We start from the raw sequence: 14,968 nt of genomic DNA, 5'->3' as shown, positions 1-14,968 counted from the left end.
CGATCACGAATTGCGATGCTTACAGAACGGCAATTCGGCGATAAGTCGAAGGCGGGGCTGATAACTTTCTCGGCCATGGCTAATCAATCCCAAGCGCTGCACGGGCCGAGTCGGCGTTCTGAACGTCGGATTTGGCCCAGGCGCAGCCAATCCGCCGCAGGCATTCGCACGTCCGTGAAAAACCAGAAAAGGGACGCGTAATGCCGAATGCGACGCTCGCCGCCACCCCGGACTTGGTGGCGGCCTGGGCCGGGATAACGCCGGCGGTGGCCGCCGAACGCCGGCCGGTGACTCGCGAGCAGACGCAAGCGAGCCACAGCGCCCTTTTCGAACCGTTCGACGACTCGAGTTTCTCGGTTCGCGAACGCTGGCTGGTCGCCGCGTTCGCGACGGCCTTGACCGCGTTGGACGCCACCCAGCGCTACTACGCGGCCGCGGCCGCCAGTTTGGACCCGGCGGCGGCGGTGGTGATCGGGGCCGAGGCCAGGGCGAACACGGCGCGGGGTCCATATGGAGCCTACGCGGAAGCCGGGCTGAGGGGATTCGACGAGGCGGGCCCGCGCTACCACCCTGACCAGGCCGTCCGTGCCGCCGTGGGGGAGCGGTTGGCGGCGGCGCTGGAGTATGCCCACCTCCTGGTGTTGCGGCCCCGCGAGGCGGACGGCCATGCGGTGCGTCGCCTTGCCCAGGCTGGTTGGAGCGTGGATGGGATTGTCACTTTGGCCCAACTGGTGGCGTTCTTGGCCTACCAGCAACGGGTCGCCCATGGCTTGCGGCTGATCTCGGAGCGGCGTGGCGGGGATCCCGCCAGGCCGTCGAGCGGCTTGCCCATCCCCGACGCCGCTGGCGGGCCTGGGGCGGACGCGCCCCCGGCGGCAACGGGCGAAGTCTTGGCTCCGTGCGCCCCGCGTCCACACGGGTTCACACGGGAACCGCTGGAATGGCTGCCGTGGCTGAAGCCGCTTGCCAAGGAAGAACTGACTGAGCGGCACCGGCAGGGCCTGGTGGACGCCGCGCGGGCGAACTCCGGATATTTCCGGTTGCTGGCCCGCGACCCGGAGATCCTGCGTGCCCGCACGCTGGTTGACAAGGACATCTTCGCCGCCAGCGCCACCGGTTTGCCGCTTGCCGAACGCGAGCTTGCCGCCGTGGCCGTCTCCCGAACCAACGGCTGCGTCTTCTGCGCCTCGGTGCACGGGCGGTTGGCCGCCCGCTATTCGGGCGAGGAGGGCGTGGTCGACCGTCTGTTGGAGTTAGGCGTCCAGGCCGCCGGTTTGCCGGAAAGATGGGACTTGATCGCGCGGGCGGCCGCCGCGTTGACCCTAACGCCGATCGGCTTGACCGCTCGTGACGTCGAACGGCTGGCGGCGGCCGGCCTGAGCGACCTGGAACTGGCCGACCTGGTCCACGCCGCCGCGTTCTTCAATTGGGCCAACCGTTTGACGTTGGGCCTGGGCCGGCCAGCTGTGGCGGGGGAGGCGGCCGCTCCGAAGGCCTATGCGGAGTGGCGGTCGCGGCGCCAGGACTATTGGGGAGACCGGCTCGGCCCCGCCGCGCTGAGCGGGACCTGGTGGTTGGACGCCCTGCCCCGCTCTATCCCCGATGTTCCCGGACGCTGGTGGACCGACGGCATTCAGGTGTTCGGGACGGATGTGGAGGGCGGGGAGGCCGCCAACGTGGACGGAGGCGCCGAACTGCTGGCGGGGCCCCAAGGCCACGAAGTCGTCCTCCCGGTCGGCACAAGCTTCGAACTGGATGGCAGGCGCTTTCAACCGCACGCGCGCGCCGGGCTGCTGGCGTTGCGCGTATTCGACCCCAAAGGTGATCAGGCGCGCTCCTTTAGCGGCGTTGACGTGGCCGCCTGGGACCCGGATTGGGTGGTCCCGGCCCGGTTCACGCCGGCGCCCAGGGGAGAACGCGTGGACCAAGGCCATGTCGACGGCTTCCTGGAGTCGGTCGAGTTGGGCGGGTCGTTTGCCTTTGAGATGGCGGACCGGACGTACCGCCTGGCCGCTCGCGGCGGTCGCGGGCGCTATCACATTGTCTTCGGCGATCAGTCGAACAGCCCGGACTCGCCGCCGTTCAGGTTCCTTCGGGCGGAGGCGCCCGAAACCGGGGGTGCCACGGTGTTGGATTTCAACCTGGCGGAGTTGCCGCCGTGCGCGTTCTCCCCGCATTTCCTGTGCCCGGTGCCCCTGCCCGGCAATGAGCTGGACCTGTTCGTGGACGCCGGGGAGCTGCGCCCACGTTGGGCCAAGTGAGACTGGCGCTGCGATGGGACGACAAACCGTGGGCGCCGTACGGATCGCCGGTCGCGCCACCTCGCCGTTGGTGTTCGGGACGGCGCGCCTGACCGGCGGCGACGGCTGGGGGGAGCCTGCCGATCCGGATCGGTCCCGGCAGTTGGTGCGCCATGCCGTGGCGGCCGGCTACAACCACCTCGACACGGCCGATTCGCTTGGGCCGGGAGTCGCGGAGCGGATCATCGGGGAGGCGCTGGACGCCGAGGCGCCGGTCCTGGTAGCGACCAAAGTGGGCATGCTGCGGCCGGGACCGGGCCGTTGGGGCGTCTTGGGACATCCCGATTACTTGCGGCAGCAGGTCCACGCCAGCCGCTCGCGCCTGCGGCGTGATCGGTTGGACCTGGTCTACTTGCACCGGGTGGACCCGGACTATCCGCTGGCGGACCAATTGGGAGCGTTGGAAGACTTGCGCGAGCAGGGGGTCATCGGCCACGTCGGCATCAGCGAACCGACTCCCGGCCAGCTTGCGCAGGCGGCCTCGCTGGTGCGGTTGGCGGCGGTCCAAAGCCACTATTCGCTGATCCACCGCGCCAACCGGGTGGTGGCGGAACAGGCCGAAGACCTCGGCGTGCCGTTCGTCGCGTACTGGGCTCTGGCAGGCCACGGCCTTGACGCAAGCGGCTGGCGTCGGTTGGAGCAGATCGCGGCCAGTTGGGCCGAAGAGCACGGTTTGGGCTGGCTGCAGGGGGAGCCAGACGGCTCCGGCGCCGGGTCCGCGCGCGAACGGACGGTCTGGGCGTTAGCCGCCTGGCTGCTAGCCGATCTGCCCGGCGCCAGCCTGCTGGTCGGCTCCCGCAGCGCGGATCACCTCAGGCGCGACCGGCTGGTGCTGGACAACCCCTTGGCGGCGGAGGCGGCTAAGGACCTGGCGGCCCGTGTGGCCGCCAGCCCTTTGGGCGCGACAGCCAACCCCTTGGGGCCGGTCGCGGCGGGATCGGAGCGAACAGCGTGACCGCCTCAACCAACACTTTGGCCCCCTCGGCCACAGCGCCGTCGCAGGCAGGCCTCGCGGCTCGGCGGGCGGGCGCGGCCGTGGCGAAGGCCGTCCTGCCGCGCCTCGCTGGCGTGCTGGGCGTGGTGTGGGTGGCAGTGACCCTGGCGTTCTTGGTCGTGAACGTGATTCCGGGCGACCCGCTTGACACCATCATGGCTGGAATCACCAACGCCACGCCGGAGTTGCGGGCGCGGATCGCCGCCGACTTGGGGCTGGACAAGCCGTTGATCGAGCAGTACGGCGCCTACCTGGCGGGAGTGGTCCGGGGCGACCTCGGCACCAGCTACTCGAGGGGGATTCCGGTCAGCGCCGTGATTCTCTCCGAACTGGGCGCGACCGCCCAGTTCGCGGTGGCAGCCGTGGGCTTCGCCGTCGCACTGGCGGTCGGAGTGGCGCTGCTCACCTCCGGGCGCAGGCCGATGGCGCGGCGTTTGGCCCAATTCTTCGAACTGCTCGCGCTGTCGGTGCCGACCTTCTGGTCCGGGCTGTTGGTGATCATGCTGTTCGCGTTCACGCTCCGTCTGCTTCCCGCCAGCGGCGCCGGCGAACCCAGGCACTTGGTCTTGCCCACCTTGACGTTGGCGCTGCCGCTTGCGGGAATCATCTCGCAAGTGATGAGGGAGCGGATGGAGCACGCCCTGGCGGAGCCGTTTGTTTTGACCGCGCGAGCTCGCGGCGCCGGCGATTGGGCCATCCGGACCCGTCACGTGTTGCGGCACAGCTCCCTCGCCGTGGTGACCTTGTCCAGTTCCATTCTGGCCGGGGTGCTGTCCGGCTCCGCTGTGCTAGAGACGCTGTTCGCCCGCCCCGGGATTGGCCGCGTCCTTGTCCAGGCTGTTCAGGAACGCGACCTTCCGCTGGTGGCCGGGCTTGTGATTGTCATTGCGGGCGTCTTTGTGGTGATCAACACCGCTGTGGATCTGCTCTACCCGGTCCTCGACCCGCGCCTGAGGGGGGTGTAGACGGAATGACCGGAACCCTTGGCCGGGCCGCCTCGCGGACGACGCCGGCCCGCGACAACCGAACCGCCAAGGCGCCGCCGTCGGTGTTCATCGCGGTCGGCGTGTTGGCGGTCCTGGTGCTGGCGGCTTTGATTCCAGACGCGCTGGCGCCCTACGACCCGCTCCAGGCTGATCCGGCGGCCGCGTTGCGGCCGCCCAGCTGGTCCCACCCGTTCGGGACCGACCAGCTAGGCCGCGACGTGCTGTCCAGGGTGATTGGCGGCGCTCGATATTCGTTGTCGTTGGGCTTTGGCGCCTCGGCGCTGTCGCTGATCGGGGGGATTGCCGCAGGGGTGGCGGCCGGCTCGCTGCGCGGAGCGGCCGCCCAGGCGGCGACACGGGCGCTGGATGTCCTGATGGCTTTCCCGGAGGTCCTGTTGGCCCTGATCACGATCGCCATCGCCGGCCCCGGGCAACTCAGCGTGATCCTCGCGGTCGGGATTGGCGGAATTCCCGGTTCTGCCCGGTTGGTGCGCTCGCAGGTGCTGCGGGTCCGCCAAGAGCCGTTCGTGCGGGCGGCCCGCGAGTTGGGCCTTTCCCGGTTCGAGGTCCTGTGGCGGCACATCGCGCTCAACTCTTTGGGGCCCGCGCTGGTGGCGGGCGTCCTTCACGTCGGGACGGCGATCATCTTCGGGGCGGCGCTCAGTTTCCTGGGGTTGGGCGCCGTGCCGCCCGCGCCGGAATGGGGTTTGATGCTGTCTCAAGCTCGTCAGTACCTGTCGCTGGCGCCTTGGGCGGGGATCTGGCCGGGACTGTTCATCACTGTCACGGTGATCGCGGTGACCGTCACCGGGCGCTGGCTCCAGCAGCGTTTCGTCAACAAGAGGAGCGCGCTGTGAGCGGCCAAGAAGTTCTCGCGTCCGCGTTGCCTGAGCTGGCCGGGCTGATGGCGGCGGGCGGCGAGTACTACCGCGGGCCCATTGTTCAGGTGAAAGACCTCCAGGTGGCGTTCGGGGAGGGTTCTCCGGTGGCTCGCGGTGTCTCCTTCGCGCTGACCGGCGGCGAATGCCTGGCGTTGGTCGGGGAGTCCGGCGCCGGCAAATCGGTGACGGCGCGGTCCTTGCTCGGTCTGGCTGGCCCCGGCGCCCGTGTCACCGCTACGGAGCTGCGCTTTCGGGGTCACAATCTGTTGGCGGCGGGCAAGCGGCATTGGCGGGAGCTGCGCGGCAAGGGGATCGGGTTGATCTCTCAGGACGCTCTGGTGTCGCTTGATCCGCTCCGCACCATTGGCGCCGAGATCGGCGAGGGGCTCCAGGTGCACACCAAACTGGGTCGCCGGGAGCGTCGGTTCCACACCGAGTTGCTCCTCGGAAAAGTCGGCGTCCCCGAGCCCCACGAGCGTGTTCGCCAGTATCCGCACCAGCTCTCCGGCGGCTTGCGGCAGCGGGCGCTGATCGCCTCCGCGCTGGCGGGAAGTCCGCAAGTGTTGATCGCCGACGAGGCGACCACCGCCCTCGACGTGGTGGTTCAGGCCCAGATACTGCGCCTGTTCGCCGACCTCAAGGCCGCAGGCGCCGCGATTCTGCTGGTCAGCCATGATCTGGCGGCCGTGGCGGCGATCGCGGACCGAATCCTGGTCATGAAGGACGGCGAGGTGGTGGAGGCGGGGCCAACCCGCCAGGTGCTGACTCGACCCGACCACCCGTACACGCGGCGTTTGATCGCGGCGGTGCCTTCCGCTCACACCCGCTCGGAGCGGCTGTCGGATTCGCCAGTCGCGGACTTCGCCGCGCTGCGGGGCCTGGCGAAACGGCCGTCCGCCGCCGGACCGGACCGGGCCGCGCCGGACGGCATCGTGCGCGCGGAGCACTTGCGCAAGATCTACCGGCTGCCGGGCGGGCGGGAGATCCGGGCGTTGGACGACGTGTCCTTTTCGATTCGGGCCGGACAAACGCTCGGAATTGTGGGCAACTCCGGTTCGGGGAAGACAACAGCGGCGCAAGTGGTGCTGGGACATGTGGAGCCGGATTCGGGGACCGTCCTATTTCTGGGCAAGCGGTGGTCGGGGGTCGCGGAGGCGCGGCGACGGCCTCTGCGGCGGCGCGTCCAGTCAATCTCGCAAGACCCGCTCGGTTCGTTCGACCCAAGGCACACAGTGGGCCAGGTGTTGTTCGAAGCGCTCAAGGCCGCCGGGGCGCCGCGGGCCGAACTTCGCGACCAATCTGTCAGCTTGCTGGAACAGGTGGGCTTGGGCGCCGAACTGCTGGACGCCTCGCCGCTTGCCGTCTCCGGCGGCCAGCGCCAGCGGGTGGCTTTGGCCCGTGCCCTCGCGACGCTCCCGGACCTCCTGGTGTGCGACGAACCGGTGTCCGCCCTCGACGTGTCCGTGCAAGCCCAGGTGCTGGACTTGCTGCGGGATCTGCAAGCCGCGACCGGAATAGCGCTGCTTTTCATCTCACACGACCTTGGCGTGGTGGCGCACATCGCGGACCAGGTTCTGGTGATGACCGAGGGTCGCGTCGTGGAGCGGGGCGACGTGGCCGAAGTCTTGGTCAACCCGAAGCACCCCTATACCCAAAGCCTGCTCGAATCTGTCCCCAGGCTGCCGACGGGCTGACTCGTCACGTCCGGCGGCCACCGAAGAAAGGAAACAATTGTGAGACATCGAATCGTCGCGCTGGGCGCGGCCCTTGCCTTGGCCGCGTTGGCGGGGTGCGCCGACAACGGGGCCAGCCCCTCCGCCGGCGCCGGAACCACTGGAGGCGGCGGGCAGGTGGCAAGCGGCGAGCCCGAATACGGCGGCACGCTGGTCTACCTCGCCAACACCGAGCCGCCCACCTGGGACTCCTTCCGGGTTCCCAGCCTCAACGTCAACTCGATCAACTCGTCGGTGTTCGACACGGTGATAGCGCAGGCTGAGGACGGCTCCTACAAACCGCAGTTGGCCGAATCGTGGGAAGTCTCCGACGACGCGACGGTTTACACCCTCAAGCTCAAACAAGGCATCACCTTTCACGACGGCACGGCTTTCGACGCGGCGGTTCTGAAACAGAATCTGGACCGAGCCGCCAACGAGCCAGACCTTTCGTTGTCCGGCACAATCAAGGAGAACAAGGTGATTGACGACCACACATTGGAGGTCACCCTCGCTGAACCCACCGGCGGCTTCCTGCATCAGCTGTCCACGCCGCACATACCGATCTACTCCGGCCGGGTGCTCAGCGAACACGATTCGGCAGAGATCGGCGCCAACCCGCTGCTGTCCGTGGGCACCGGGCCGTTCAAAGTGGCGGACTATGAGAAGGGGTCCAAGATTGTGCTGGAACGGTTCGAAGACTACAACTGGGCGCCTGAAACCTGGGAGCACCAAGGCAAGGCTTACTTGGACCGGGTCGAGATCAGCTTTGTCCCGGACACCCAGTCCCGTGTCGGGTCGTTGAATTCGGGCCAGGCGGACGCGATCGACCAGGTGCCGCCGCTGAATATTCCGGAAGTCGAGGGGGCTGGGAACCAGATTCTGCGTAAGGACAACGCGGGTACCCCCTGGTACCTGGCGCTGAATCCGAATATCCCGCCGTTCGACGACCGCCGGGTCAGGGAAGCGTTCCGGTCCTCGATCGACGTCCAGACCCTGTTGAACAGCGTCTACGGCGGCGAATACATCCCTGCCTGGTCCACTGTGACGCCGCCCACCCCGCCGGAGGGCAGTTACAACGAGGCGCTGGAGAAGTCCTGGTCCTACGACCCGGACCAAGCGGGCGACCTGCTGGAAGAGGCGGGCTATGCGGACAAGGACGCGGACGGCTACTACACCAAGGACGGCCAGCGCCTTCACATCGACTGGTACGTGAACTCGCTGTACGCGCAAACGGATCAGCGGGACGTGCTTGGCGAAGCCATCGCGGCGGCTTTGAACCAGGTCGGCTGGGAGGTCGAACGCCACCCGTTCGACACGGCGGCGCATTCTGCCGCCCTCGCGAAAAACGAGCACAACCTGGCGGACGCCTCCCGCGGCTTCGCCGACCCGGGCACGGGGATCGGGATCCTCGCGTCACGCTCCGACGCCCGCAAACTGGCCGACGGGATCAACTACGGTTTGGTCTCTGACGCCAAAATCGACGAGCTTTACGAGGTCATCCGCACCTCGGCCGACTCGGCGGCTCGGGTCGAGGCGTCGCGTCAGGCACAGGCGGTGATCGCCGAAGAAGCGTACGCGGTGCCGATCTACGTTCCGCGCAAGATTGTGGGGGCAATCCCCGAGGTCCACGGCTGGAAGTTTGACGCCGTCGGCTACACCGACTCGTTCTACGACACTTGGAAGGAACAATGACGATGGCGGCACACTTGACGGCAAATCCTGAGCGGGCGCTGATCGACTCCGACACCCAAATCACAATCACCGGCCTAGACCCGCGGGCCCTGGTCCTCATCGAAGCGCGGGTTGACGCGGTCGACGGGTCGAGATGGGAGTCGGGGGCGTATTTCCTGGCCGACGACACGGGCAAGATCGACCTAGCGCAAGCCGTTCCGATTGAGGGGAGCTATCTGGTCGCAGACCCGAACGGCCTGGTTTGGTCGTTGGCGTTGGCACCCGGCTCGCCCAGCCGTCAACGGTCGGCCCGCTTCATAGAGAACGACCTCAGAGCCTACGAGATCCACTTCCGCGCCCTGGTTGACGGCCAGGAGGTGGCCGCTGCCGCGGTGACGCGTGAGCCGGTGGCGGCGGGCGTCATTCGGGAAGAGGTCCGCGACGACGGCTTGGTGGGAACGCTGTTCCTGCCGCCGGGGGTCGGGCCGCATCACCTGATCGTGGTGGTGCCCGGATCGGACGGAGGCGTGCCGGAGCCGCAAGCGGCCCTCTACGCCTCGCATGGCTTCGCCGCGCTGGCCCTTGGCTACTTCCGATTCGGCGACCTGTTGCCGGAGACGCTGGAGGAAATCCCCCTCGAGTACTTTGGCAAAGCCTTCGCCTGGGCGGCGGCTCATCCGCGACTCGACACGTCCAAGCTGATCGCATCCGGGCCCTCACGGGGCGGCGAACTGTCCTTGCTACTTGGCGCCTGGTTCCCCGAGACCGTCACCGCGGTGGTCTCCTGGGTGCCGTCGAACTATGTCAACGGCGGTTTCGCGAAGGTCGGGAGTGGTTTGGAACCGAAGCCGGCCTGGACATGGCGGGGCGAACCGCTGCCGAGCCGGGCCCGCCCCGCCGCCCCCGAGGACGCCGCCAGACGCGAGGGCGCGCCGCACCGGGACGGAGTTCCGGTCTTGTCGTTGGTGGGATTGGCCGGAGCGGCCAAGGCTTTTGGGAACGACCAGGATGCCGCGGCCGAGATCGCGGTCGAAAAGACCGCCGGCCCGGTGGCGTTGGTCTCGGGGCGGGATGACGCCTTGTGGCCGTCCGCGTTCTACGCCGATTGGGCGGTTGACCGGTTCAGGCGCAAAGATTTTGGCCATCCGGTGTGGCACTGGTCCTACGAACGGGCAGGCCACTCCCTTGGCCCGGCCAACGGCCCCGCGACCGGCGTGATCCACAATGACGCGCAAACGTCTGGGCACGCGGTGCACCTGGGAGGCGAGCCCACCGCGATCGCCCGCGCCCGCGCGGACGTGTGGCCACGGGTGCTGGCCTTCATAGCCGGCCACTTCGAAGGCCGGCCTCTCACCCGATTGCCGGCTTTGGGTCCGCCTGCGCATGCGCCCGCCCTTGACCATGGGGTATAGTCCTTAGGTCTTTTAGGAGCCTTCGCGATCCCTTGGATTTTCGAGCGTGCCGGCCAGGCGGTCGGCTTCACTCAAGTGTTCGGGTCGCTCGGGGCCGTCGCCAACCTGGCGGCGGGACCGTGCTCCTCGAACAGTGAAATGGTGTGAACCAACCCAATGACGATGACTTTTGATCGCCCTGCGCCCGCGCTGGACCGTTTGGAGGCCGGCGGCTTCGCCGGCCTCGGCCTGCCGCCGCATCTTCTCGACGTGACACGGCGCCTGGGCTTTGACGAGCCCACCGAGATCCAGACCGCCGCGATTCCCCCGTTGCTGGCGGGCCGCGACATTGTGGGGGTGGCCCAGACGGGGACGGGCAAGACGGCCGCCTTCGGGCTGCCGCTGCTGGACGGGATTGACCGCTCGCTCAGCCGGACCCAGGCGCTGGTGCTGGCCCCCACGCGGGAGTTGGCCCTGCAAGTCGCGGGCGCCATCGAGGACTTGGCGCAAACCAGCCGGGGCGTGCGCGTCGCCGCAGTCTACGGCGGCGCCCCCTATCCACCGCAAAAGCGGGCTCTGGAGGCCGGGGCGCACATCGTGGTGGGGACGCCCGGACGCGTGATAGACCACCTGGAACGCGGCACCTTCACGCTTGAGGACCTGCGTTTCTTGGTCCTAGACGAGGGCGACGAGATGCTCCGCATGGGCTTCGCCGAAGAGGTTGAGACGATCCTGTCCCAGGCCCCGGAGGAGCGCCAGACGGCGCTGTTCTCCGCGACCATGCCGCCCGCGATCCGGGCGACGGCCGAACGCCACCTCTCCAACCCCCTGCAAGTCTTCGGCGCGAGCGGCCCGGCCGCCGCGGCGGGCGTGGACCAGCGCTACGCGGTGGTGCCCTTCCGCCACAAGGTCGAGGCGCTGACCAGGATTTTGGCGGTCTCGGCGGCCGACGCCGCGATCGTGTTCGTGCGCACCCGGGCCGACGCGGAAGAGATCGGCCAGGAACTGATTCAGCGGGGAATCAACGCCGCCGGCATCTCCGGCGACGTCACCCAGCGGGAACGCGAGCGGATCGTGGAACGGCTCCGAAACGGGGCTCTTGACGTTTTGGTGGCCACCGACGTGGCCGCCCGCGGCCTGGACGTGGACCGGATCGGCCTGGTGGTGAACTTCGATTTGCCGCGCGAGGGCGAAAGCTACGTCCACCGGATTGGCCGCACGGGCCGCGCCGGCCGCGCCGGGATCGCCTTCTCCTTCGTCACCCCCGCCGAACGCGGTCGCCTCCGCTCCATCGAGCGGATCGCCGGCGGCCCGCTCACCGAGCACCCCATTCCGACCGCCGCGCAGGTCGCGGAGCACAAGTACGCCGCCCTGCTCAGCCGCGTTCCCGAGCGGATCGCCGCCGGCCGCCTCGAGATCGCCCACCGCGCGGTCACCGAGGCGCTGGAGGGCGGGGCGGACCCCGTCGCCTTGGCCGCCGCGCTGGCCGCGTTGTCGGTGGACGATGCCGCCGTGTCGGCCACCAGCGCCGACGACCGCGAACTCGACACGGCTTTGGCGCAGTTGCGCTCACGCGACCGTGGGGACCGTGACCAGCACCGCGGCGCCCAAGGGCGAGGGCGGGACCGCGCGCGCGGGCGCGATTCGCGCGACGCCGACCGGGGCCGGGACGGCGAATATAGCCGTCGGCCCGAGGGGCGGCGCGACGCGCAACGTTATTGGATCGGCGTAGGCCACGGCCATGGAGCCGCGCCTGGCGCCATTGTGGGCGCGATCACCGGCGAGACCACGCTCAATGGCGCTGATCTGGGCCGGATCGAGATGTTCAAGAACTTCTCCCTGGTGGAGATCGGCGCGCCGATCTCCCGAGACACCATGCGCCACCTGGCGAAAACCCGGGTGGCGGGCCGGGCTCTGAAGATCCGCCCGGACATCGGGCCTGCCCGCTAACGCGCGGCGGTCAGGAACTGCTTGACGATCGGCCCGGCGGTCTTGGCGCCGGAGGCGCCCTGCTCCACGAACACGGCCACCGCCAAATCGCCGTCGATGGCGATCATCCACGCGTGCGTGGGCGGGGGAGTGCCGGTCCCAAATTCGGCGGTGCCGGTCTTGGCGCGGACTTCGCCGCCCAGCGAGGCGAGCAGACTGCCGCTGCCTTCGGTGACCACGCCCCGCATCATCTGGCCTATGTCGTCCGCCTCGGCCGCGTTTATCCCCTCGCCGCCCGGCGTCTCGGCGCTCGTCACCGGCGGGTCCACCACCAGGGATGGGATGACCCGGTGGCCGGCGCCGATCGAGGCCGCCGCGACCGCCATCGCCAACGGCGTGACCTGGACCTTGCCTTGGCCGATCAACGCCGCCGCCTGCTCGGTCTTGCCGCCGTCCAACGGCACGCTCCCGGCGGGGGAGTCGACTCCGAGCGCGAACGGGCCGGTCACGCCGAGGTCGCGGGCGGCATCGGCCAATAACTGAAGGCTGACCGTGCCGGCCTGGCCTATGAATGCCGTGTTGCAGGACTGCGCCACGGCGGTTCGCAGCGGAATCTGGCCGGTCGCGGAAGACGGATAGTCGGAGTAGTTGGCGAAGACCCGGCCGTCCACGGTGACGGTGGACGGGCACGCCACCGGCGTGTCCGGCGTGACCCCGGCCCGCAGCAGGGCCAGTGTGGTGACCACCTTGAACGTCGATCCGGGAGGGTAGAGGCCCAAGTTGGCGGTGGAGTACCCGCCCCCGCCCGGGCCGGAGGCCAGGGCCAGGACTTCGCCGGTGGAGGGCTTGACGGCGACCAAGGCGGCGGCACCCTCAACGCCGGCCAAGGCGGCATCGGCGGCCTGTTGCAAAGCCGGGTCCAATGTCAACGCGAGGTTCGCGCCGGCTGTGGGCGGAACGCTGGCCAAGACGGTCTCCTCGGCCTCCCCAGCCAAAGTGATCTCCAGACCGCGCTCACCGCGTAAGTGCTGGTCATAGGCCTGCTGCAGGCCGCTCAAACCGACCAGATCCCCGGCCGCGATCTGGCCGTCGCTGTTCTCGATCACCTCGGCTGTGGCCTCGCCCACCGTGCCCAGCAGTTGGCGCGCGAACTCGCGGGTGGGGGCGAGCGGCAGGGTGGTCTCTTGCTGGTACAACTCGGGCCCGAAGCCTGAGAGGTCGTAGTCCGGGAGGTCCTCGGCGCGGATCGTCAACGCGGACACGAACGCCTGCGGGCCGGACGCCTCCACGCGGGCGGCGTAGGCGTCCGGGTCCGCCCCCAACCGCTCGGCGAGCTTGCGGGCCTGGGCGGCCAGGTCCCCGGTCGCGTCCGGCTTGTTGATGCCGACGTTGACCACGGGGCGCTCGGTCACAATGGGTTCGCCGGCGGCGGTTACGATGTCGCCGCGCTTCGCGTTGGTGAACTTCGCCACCAACTGGTCGCCCATGCCGACGTGCTCCTCGATCAGGGCGGGATCCCAGTCGGCCTGCCAGGCGTCGCCGACCAGTTCGAACCTGGCCGTGGTCTCGTATTGCCAGACCGGCTCCTCCTGGCCGGGGCTTCGCCACGAGGCCTGGAACCGGGCGGTCGCGGTGGGCGGCGGCGGGGAGGCTTCGCCCTCCTGCGCCGGGTCGACCTGCGCTGAAACCACCTCGTAGTCGGCTTGGAGCGGACTGAGCCCGGAGGTCACCCGCTCCCAGACCTCGCCCGCCTGCGCGGCGCTGACGCCCCGCAACGCGGCCTGGGAGAAGTCGCCGCTGGCCAGCGCCTCGGCCAACTCGGCTGCGGGCTTCTCGACGGCCGGGGGAGGCGGCGGCCCGTCGTCGCCGGTGCAAGCGGCCGCGCCGCCCCCCGTCAGAGCCAAGACAACCAGGACACCGAGCACACGCCTTCTCGCAAACACCACCCCTTTACTGTTACACGGATTCCGGCGTGCCTCTGACCGCCCGGCTCAATACCCGGTCGGTCGGCTGCCCGCAAACACCGGGCAGCCGTCTGTGTCCCATTTCGGCGTACAATAGGTCCATGTCTACCGTCACCAAGGACCAGCGTCTGGCGCTTCGGTTGACCGGGCGTGAGAAGTCGACCATCGAGCGAGCAGCCCTAGTGAGCGGCGACACGCTGACCGAGTTCTCCGTCGCCGCGATCACCGATCGTGCCGAGGAGGTGCTTTCCAACCAACCGCGGTTCGAAGTGGGGGCGGACGCGTGGGCCGAATTCACCGCCGCTTTGGAAGCCCCCCCGGCGCCCGTGCCGGAACTGGCGGAGTTGTTCGCCCGGCCCTCGCTCTTTGAGTAGACATTGGCGTACACGCAACCGCGCCTGTTGGCGCCCGAGGACAACCTGGTCGGATTCCGCTGCGGCGAGCCCAGCTTGGACAGATGGCTCGCGACGCGCGCCCGTTCGAATCAAGCGGCGGGTTTCGCGCGCACCTATGCCACCACCGCCCATGGGCGCGTGGTGGGCTTCTACTCTTTGTCGGCGTCCAACGTGGCAAGGAGCACGGCGCCGGGAGCACTCCGGCGCAATTCGCCGGACCCTATCCCGGTCATACTCCTGGGCCGCCTCGCCGTTGACGTTGAACACCAGGGACGGGGCTTGGGTTCGCAGCTTCTCCGGGACGCTCTGGCGCGCAGCGCGCGGGCGGCCACGGTGGTTGGCGTGCGCGCGTTGTTGGTCCACGCCGCCAGCGCCGATGCCGCGGGCTTCTACACGAGTTTCGGCTTTGTGGCCTCGGCAGTCGCCCCCGCGACGCTGTTTCTTCCCATGGAGAGGATCGCCGCGAGCGTCCCAAGGTAGCGCGGCGGTCACCCGGTCCTGACTTCGGTTGGGTTCTGGGGTGTTTCCAGGCGGCGTTTGGCGTGGGGGGACGTTTCGCGAGCGATGCCCCCAGCCGCGCCGCCAGGCCCGGGCTGTGGCGTGGCCCACCGCTGGTTGGTGTCGACGCCGGAGGGCAGCTCCGGTCAATGGGCTGGTTTCACACCCGTTAGCTTCAGTTCGGGTGCGGTTGTACAAGGGCAACGGTATCCCCGCCACTCGGACCCTGAGGTCCACCTGGTTC

The 14,968-nt window shown here is 69.0% G+C and carries 11 protein-coding genes; 10 read left to right on the top strand and 1 reads right to left on the bottom strand.

Annotation, left to right across the window (positions count from 1 at the left end):
- Positions 1-200 precede the first annotated feature (200 nt).
- The 8 genes from LBC97_02735 (at position 201) to LBC97_02700 (ending at position 11,888) form a co-directional block, all read left to right on the top strand.
- Positions 201-2,261, top strand: a complete 2,061-nt coding sequence (locus tag LBC97_02735) for a CMD domain protein (protein ID MDR2564973.1) — start codon at positions 201-203, stop codon at positions 2,259-2,261.
- Between the two features lie 13 nt (positions 2,262-2,274).
- Positions 2,275-3,255 carry an aldo/keto reductase gene (locus tag LBC97_02730; GenBank protein MDR2564972.1) on the top strand — a complete coding sequence of 327 codons (981 nt, stop codon included), beginning with the start codon at positions 2,275-2,277 and terminating at the stop codon, positions 3,253-3,255.
- The gene (locus LBC97_02725) at positions 3,252-4,259 is read left to right on the top strand and encodes an ABC transporter permease (GenBank protein MDR2564971.1); all 1,008 of its coding nucleotides are present in this window, start codon (positions 3,252-3,254) and stop codon (positions 4,257-4,259) included. Before LBC97_02730 ends, LBC97_02725 begins: the two co-directional genes overlap by 4 nt.
- Positions 4,260-4,264: 5 nt before the next feature.
- On the top strand, positions 4,265-5,137 hold the full coding sequence (locus tag LBC97_02720) for an ABC transporter permease (GenBank protein MDR2564970.1): 873 nt from the start codon (positions 4,265-4,267) through the stop codon (positions 5,135-5,137).
- Positions 5,134-6,855 (top strand): ABC transporter ATP-binding protein, encoded by a 1,722-nt coding sequence (locus LBC97_02715; protein ID MDR2564969.1) that lies wholly within the window; start codon positions 5,134-5,136, stop codon positions 6,853-6,855. The genes LBC97_02720 and LBC97_02715 overlap by 4 nt, the downstream gene beginning before the upstream one ends.
- A 39-nt stretch (positions 6,856-6,894) precedes the next feature.
- Positions 6,895-8,568 carry an ABC transporter substrate-binding protein gene (locus LBC97_02710; protein MDR2564968.1) on the top strand — a complete coding sequence of 558 codons (1,674 nt, stop codon included), beginning with the start codon at positions 6,895-6,897 and terminating at the stop codon, positions 8,566-8,568.
- Positions 8,569-8,570: 2 nt separating this feature from the next.
- A complete protein-coding gene (locus LBC97_02705) occupies positions 8,571-9,959 on the top strand; it encodes an acyl-CoA thioesterase/BAAT N-terminal domain-containing protein (protein ID MDR2564967.1) in 1,389 nt (462 codons plus the stop codon).
- A gap of 162 nt (positions 9,960-10,121) precedes the next feature.
- On the top strand, positions 10,122-11,888 hold the full coding sequence (locus LBC97_02700) for a DEAD/DEAH box helicase (GenBank protein MDR2564966.1): 1,767 nt from the start codon (positions 10,122-10,124) through the stop codon (positions 11,886-11,888).
- Here the strand turns inward: LBC97_02700 and LBC97_02695 are convergent.
- Positions 11,885-13,792, bottom strand: a complete 1,908-nt coding sequence (locus LBC97_02695; protein ID MDR2564965.1) for a hypothetical protein — start codon at positions 13,790-13,792, stop codon at positions 11,885-11,887. The two genes, LBC97_02700 and LBC97_02695, sit on opposite strands and share 4 nt — an antisense overlap.
- A gap of 140 nt (positions 13,793-13,932) precedes the next feature.
- Between LBC97_02695 and LBC97_02690 the strand changes: the two genes are divergently transcribed.
- Together LBC97_02690 and LBC97_02685 are read left to right on the top strand one after the other, a co-directional pair.
- Positions 13,933-14,205 carry a DUF1778 domain-containing protein gene (locus LBC97_02690; GenBank protein ID MDR2564964.1) on the top strand — a complete coding sequence of 91 codons (273 nt, stop codon included), beginning with the start codon at positions 13,933-13,935 and terminating at the stop codon, positions 14,203-14,205.
- A gap of 3 nt (positions 14,206-14,208) precedes the next feature.
- Positions 14,209-14,706: a GNAT family N-acetyltransferase gene (locus LBC97_02685; GenBank protein MDR2564963.1), complete on the top strand. Its 498-nt coding sequence runs from the start codon at positions 14,209-14,211 to the stop codon at positions 14,704-14,706.
- The last annotated feature ends 262 nt before the right edge of the window (positions 14,707-14,968 follow it).

It is taken from the genome of Bifidobacteriaceae bacterium (assembly GCA_031281585.1).
Taxonomy (GTDB): Bacteria; Actinomycetota; Actinomycetes; order Actinomycetales; family WQXJ01; genus JAIRTF01.
This window is presented reverse-complemented; position numbering and strand designations above follow the sequence as displayed.

Coding starts and splice junctions, on each gene's coding strand:
- LBC97_02705 (MDR2564967.1), top strand. CDS start 8,571: ATGGCGGCACACTTGACGGCAAATCCTGAGCGGGCGCTGATCGACTCC.
- LBC97_02730 (MDR2564972.1), top strand. CDS start 2,275: ATGGGACGACAAACCGTGGGCGCCGTACGGATCGCCGGTCGCGCCACC.
- LBC97_02690 (MDR2564964.1), top strand. CDS start 13,933: ATGTCTACCGTCACCAAGGACCAGCGTCTGGCGCTTCGGTTGACCGGG.
- LBC97_02735 (MDR2564973.1), top strand. CDS start 201: ATGCCGAATGCGACGCTCGCCGCCACCCCGGACTTGGTGGCGGCCTGG.
- LBC97_02720 (MDR2564970.1), top strand. CDS start 4,265: ATGACCGGAACCCTTGGCCGGGCCGCCTCGCGGACGACGCCGGCCCGC.
- LBC97_02700 (MDR2564966.1), top strand. CDS start 10,122: ATGACTTTTGATCGCCCTGCGCCCGCGCTGGACCGTTTGGAGGCCGGC.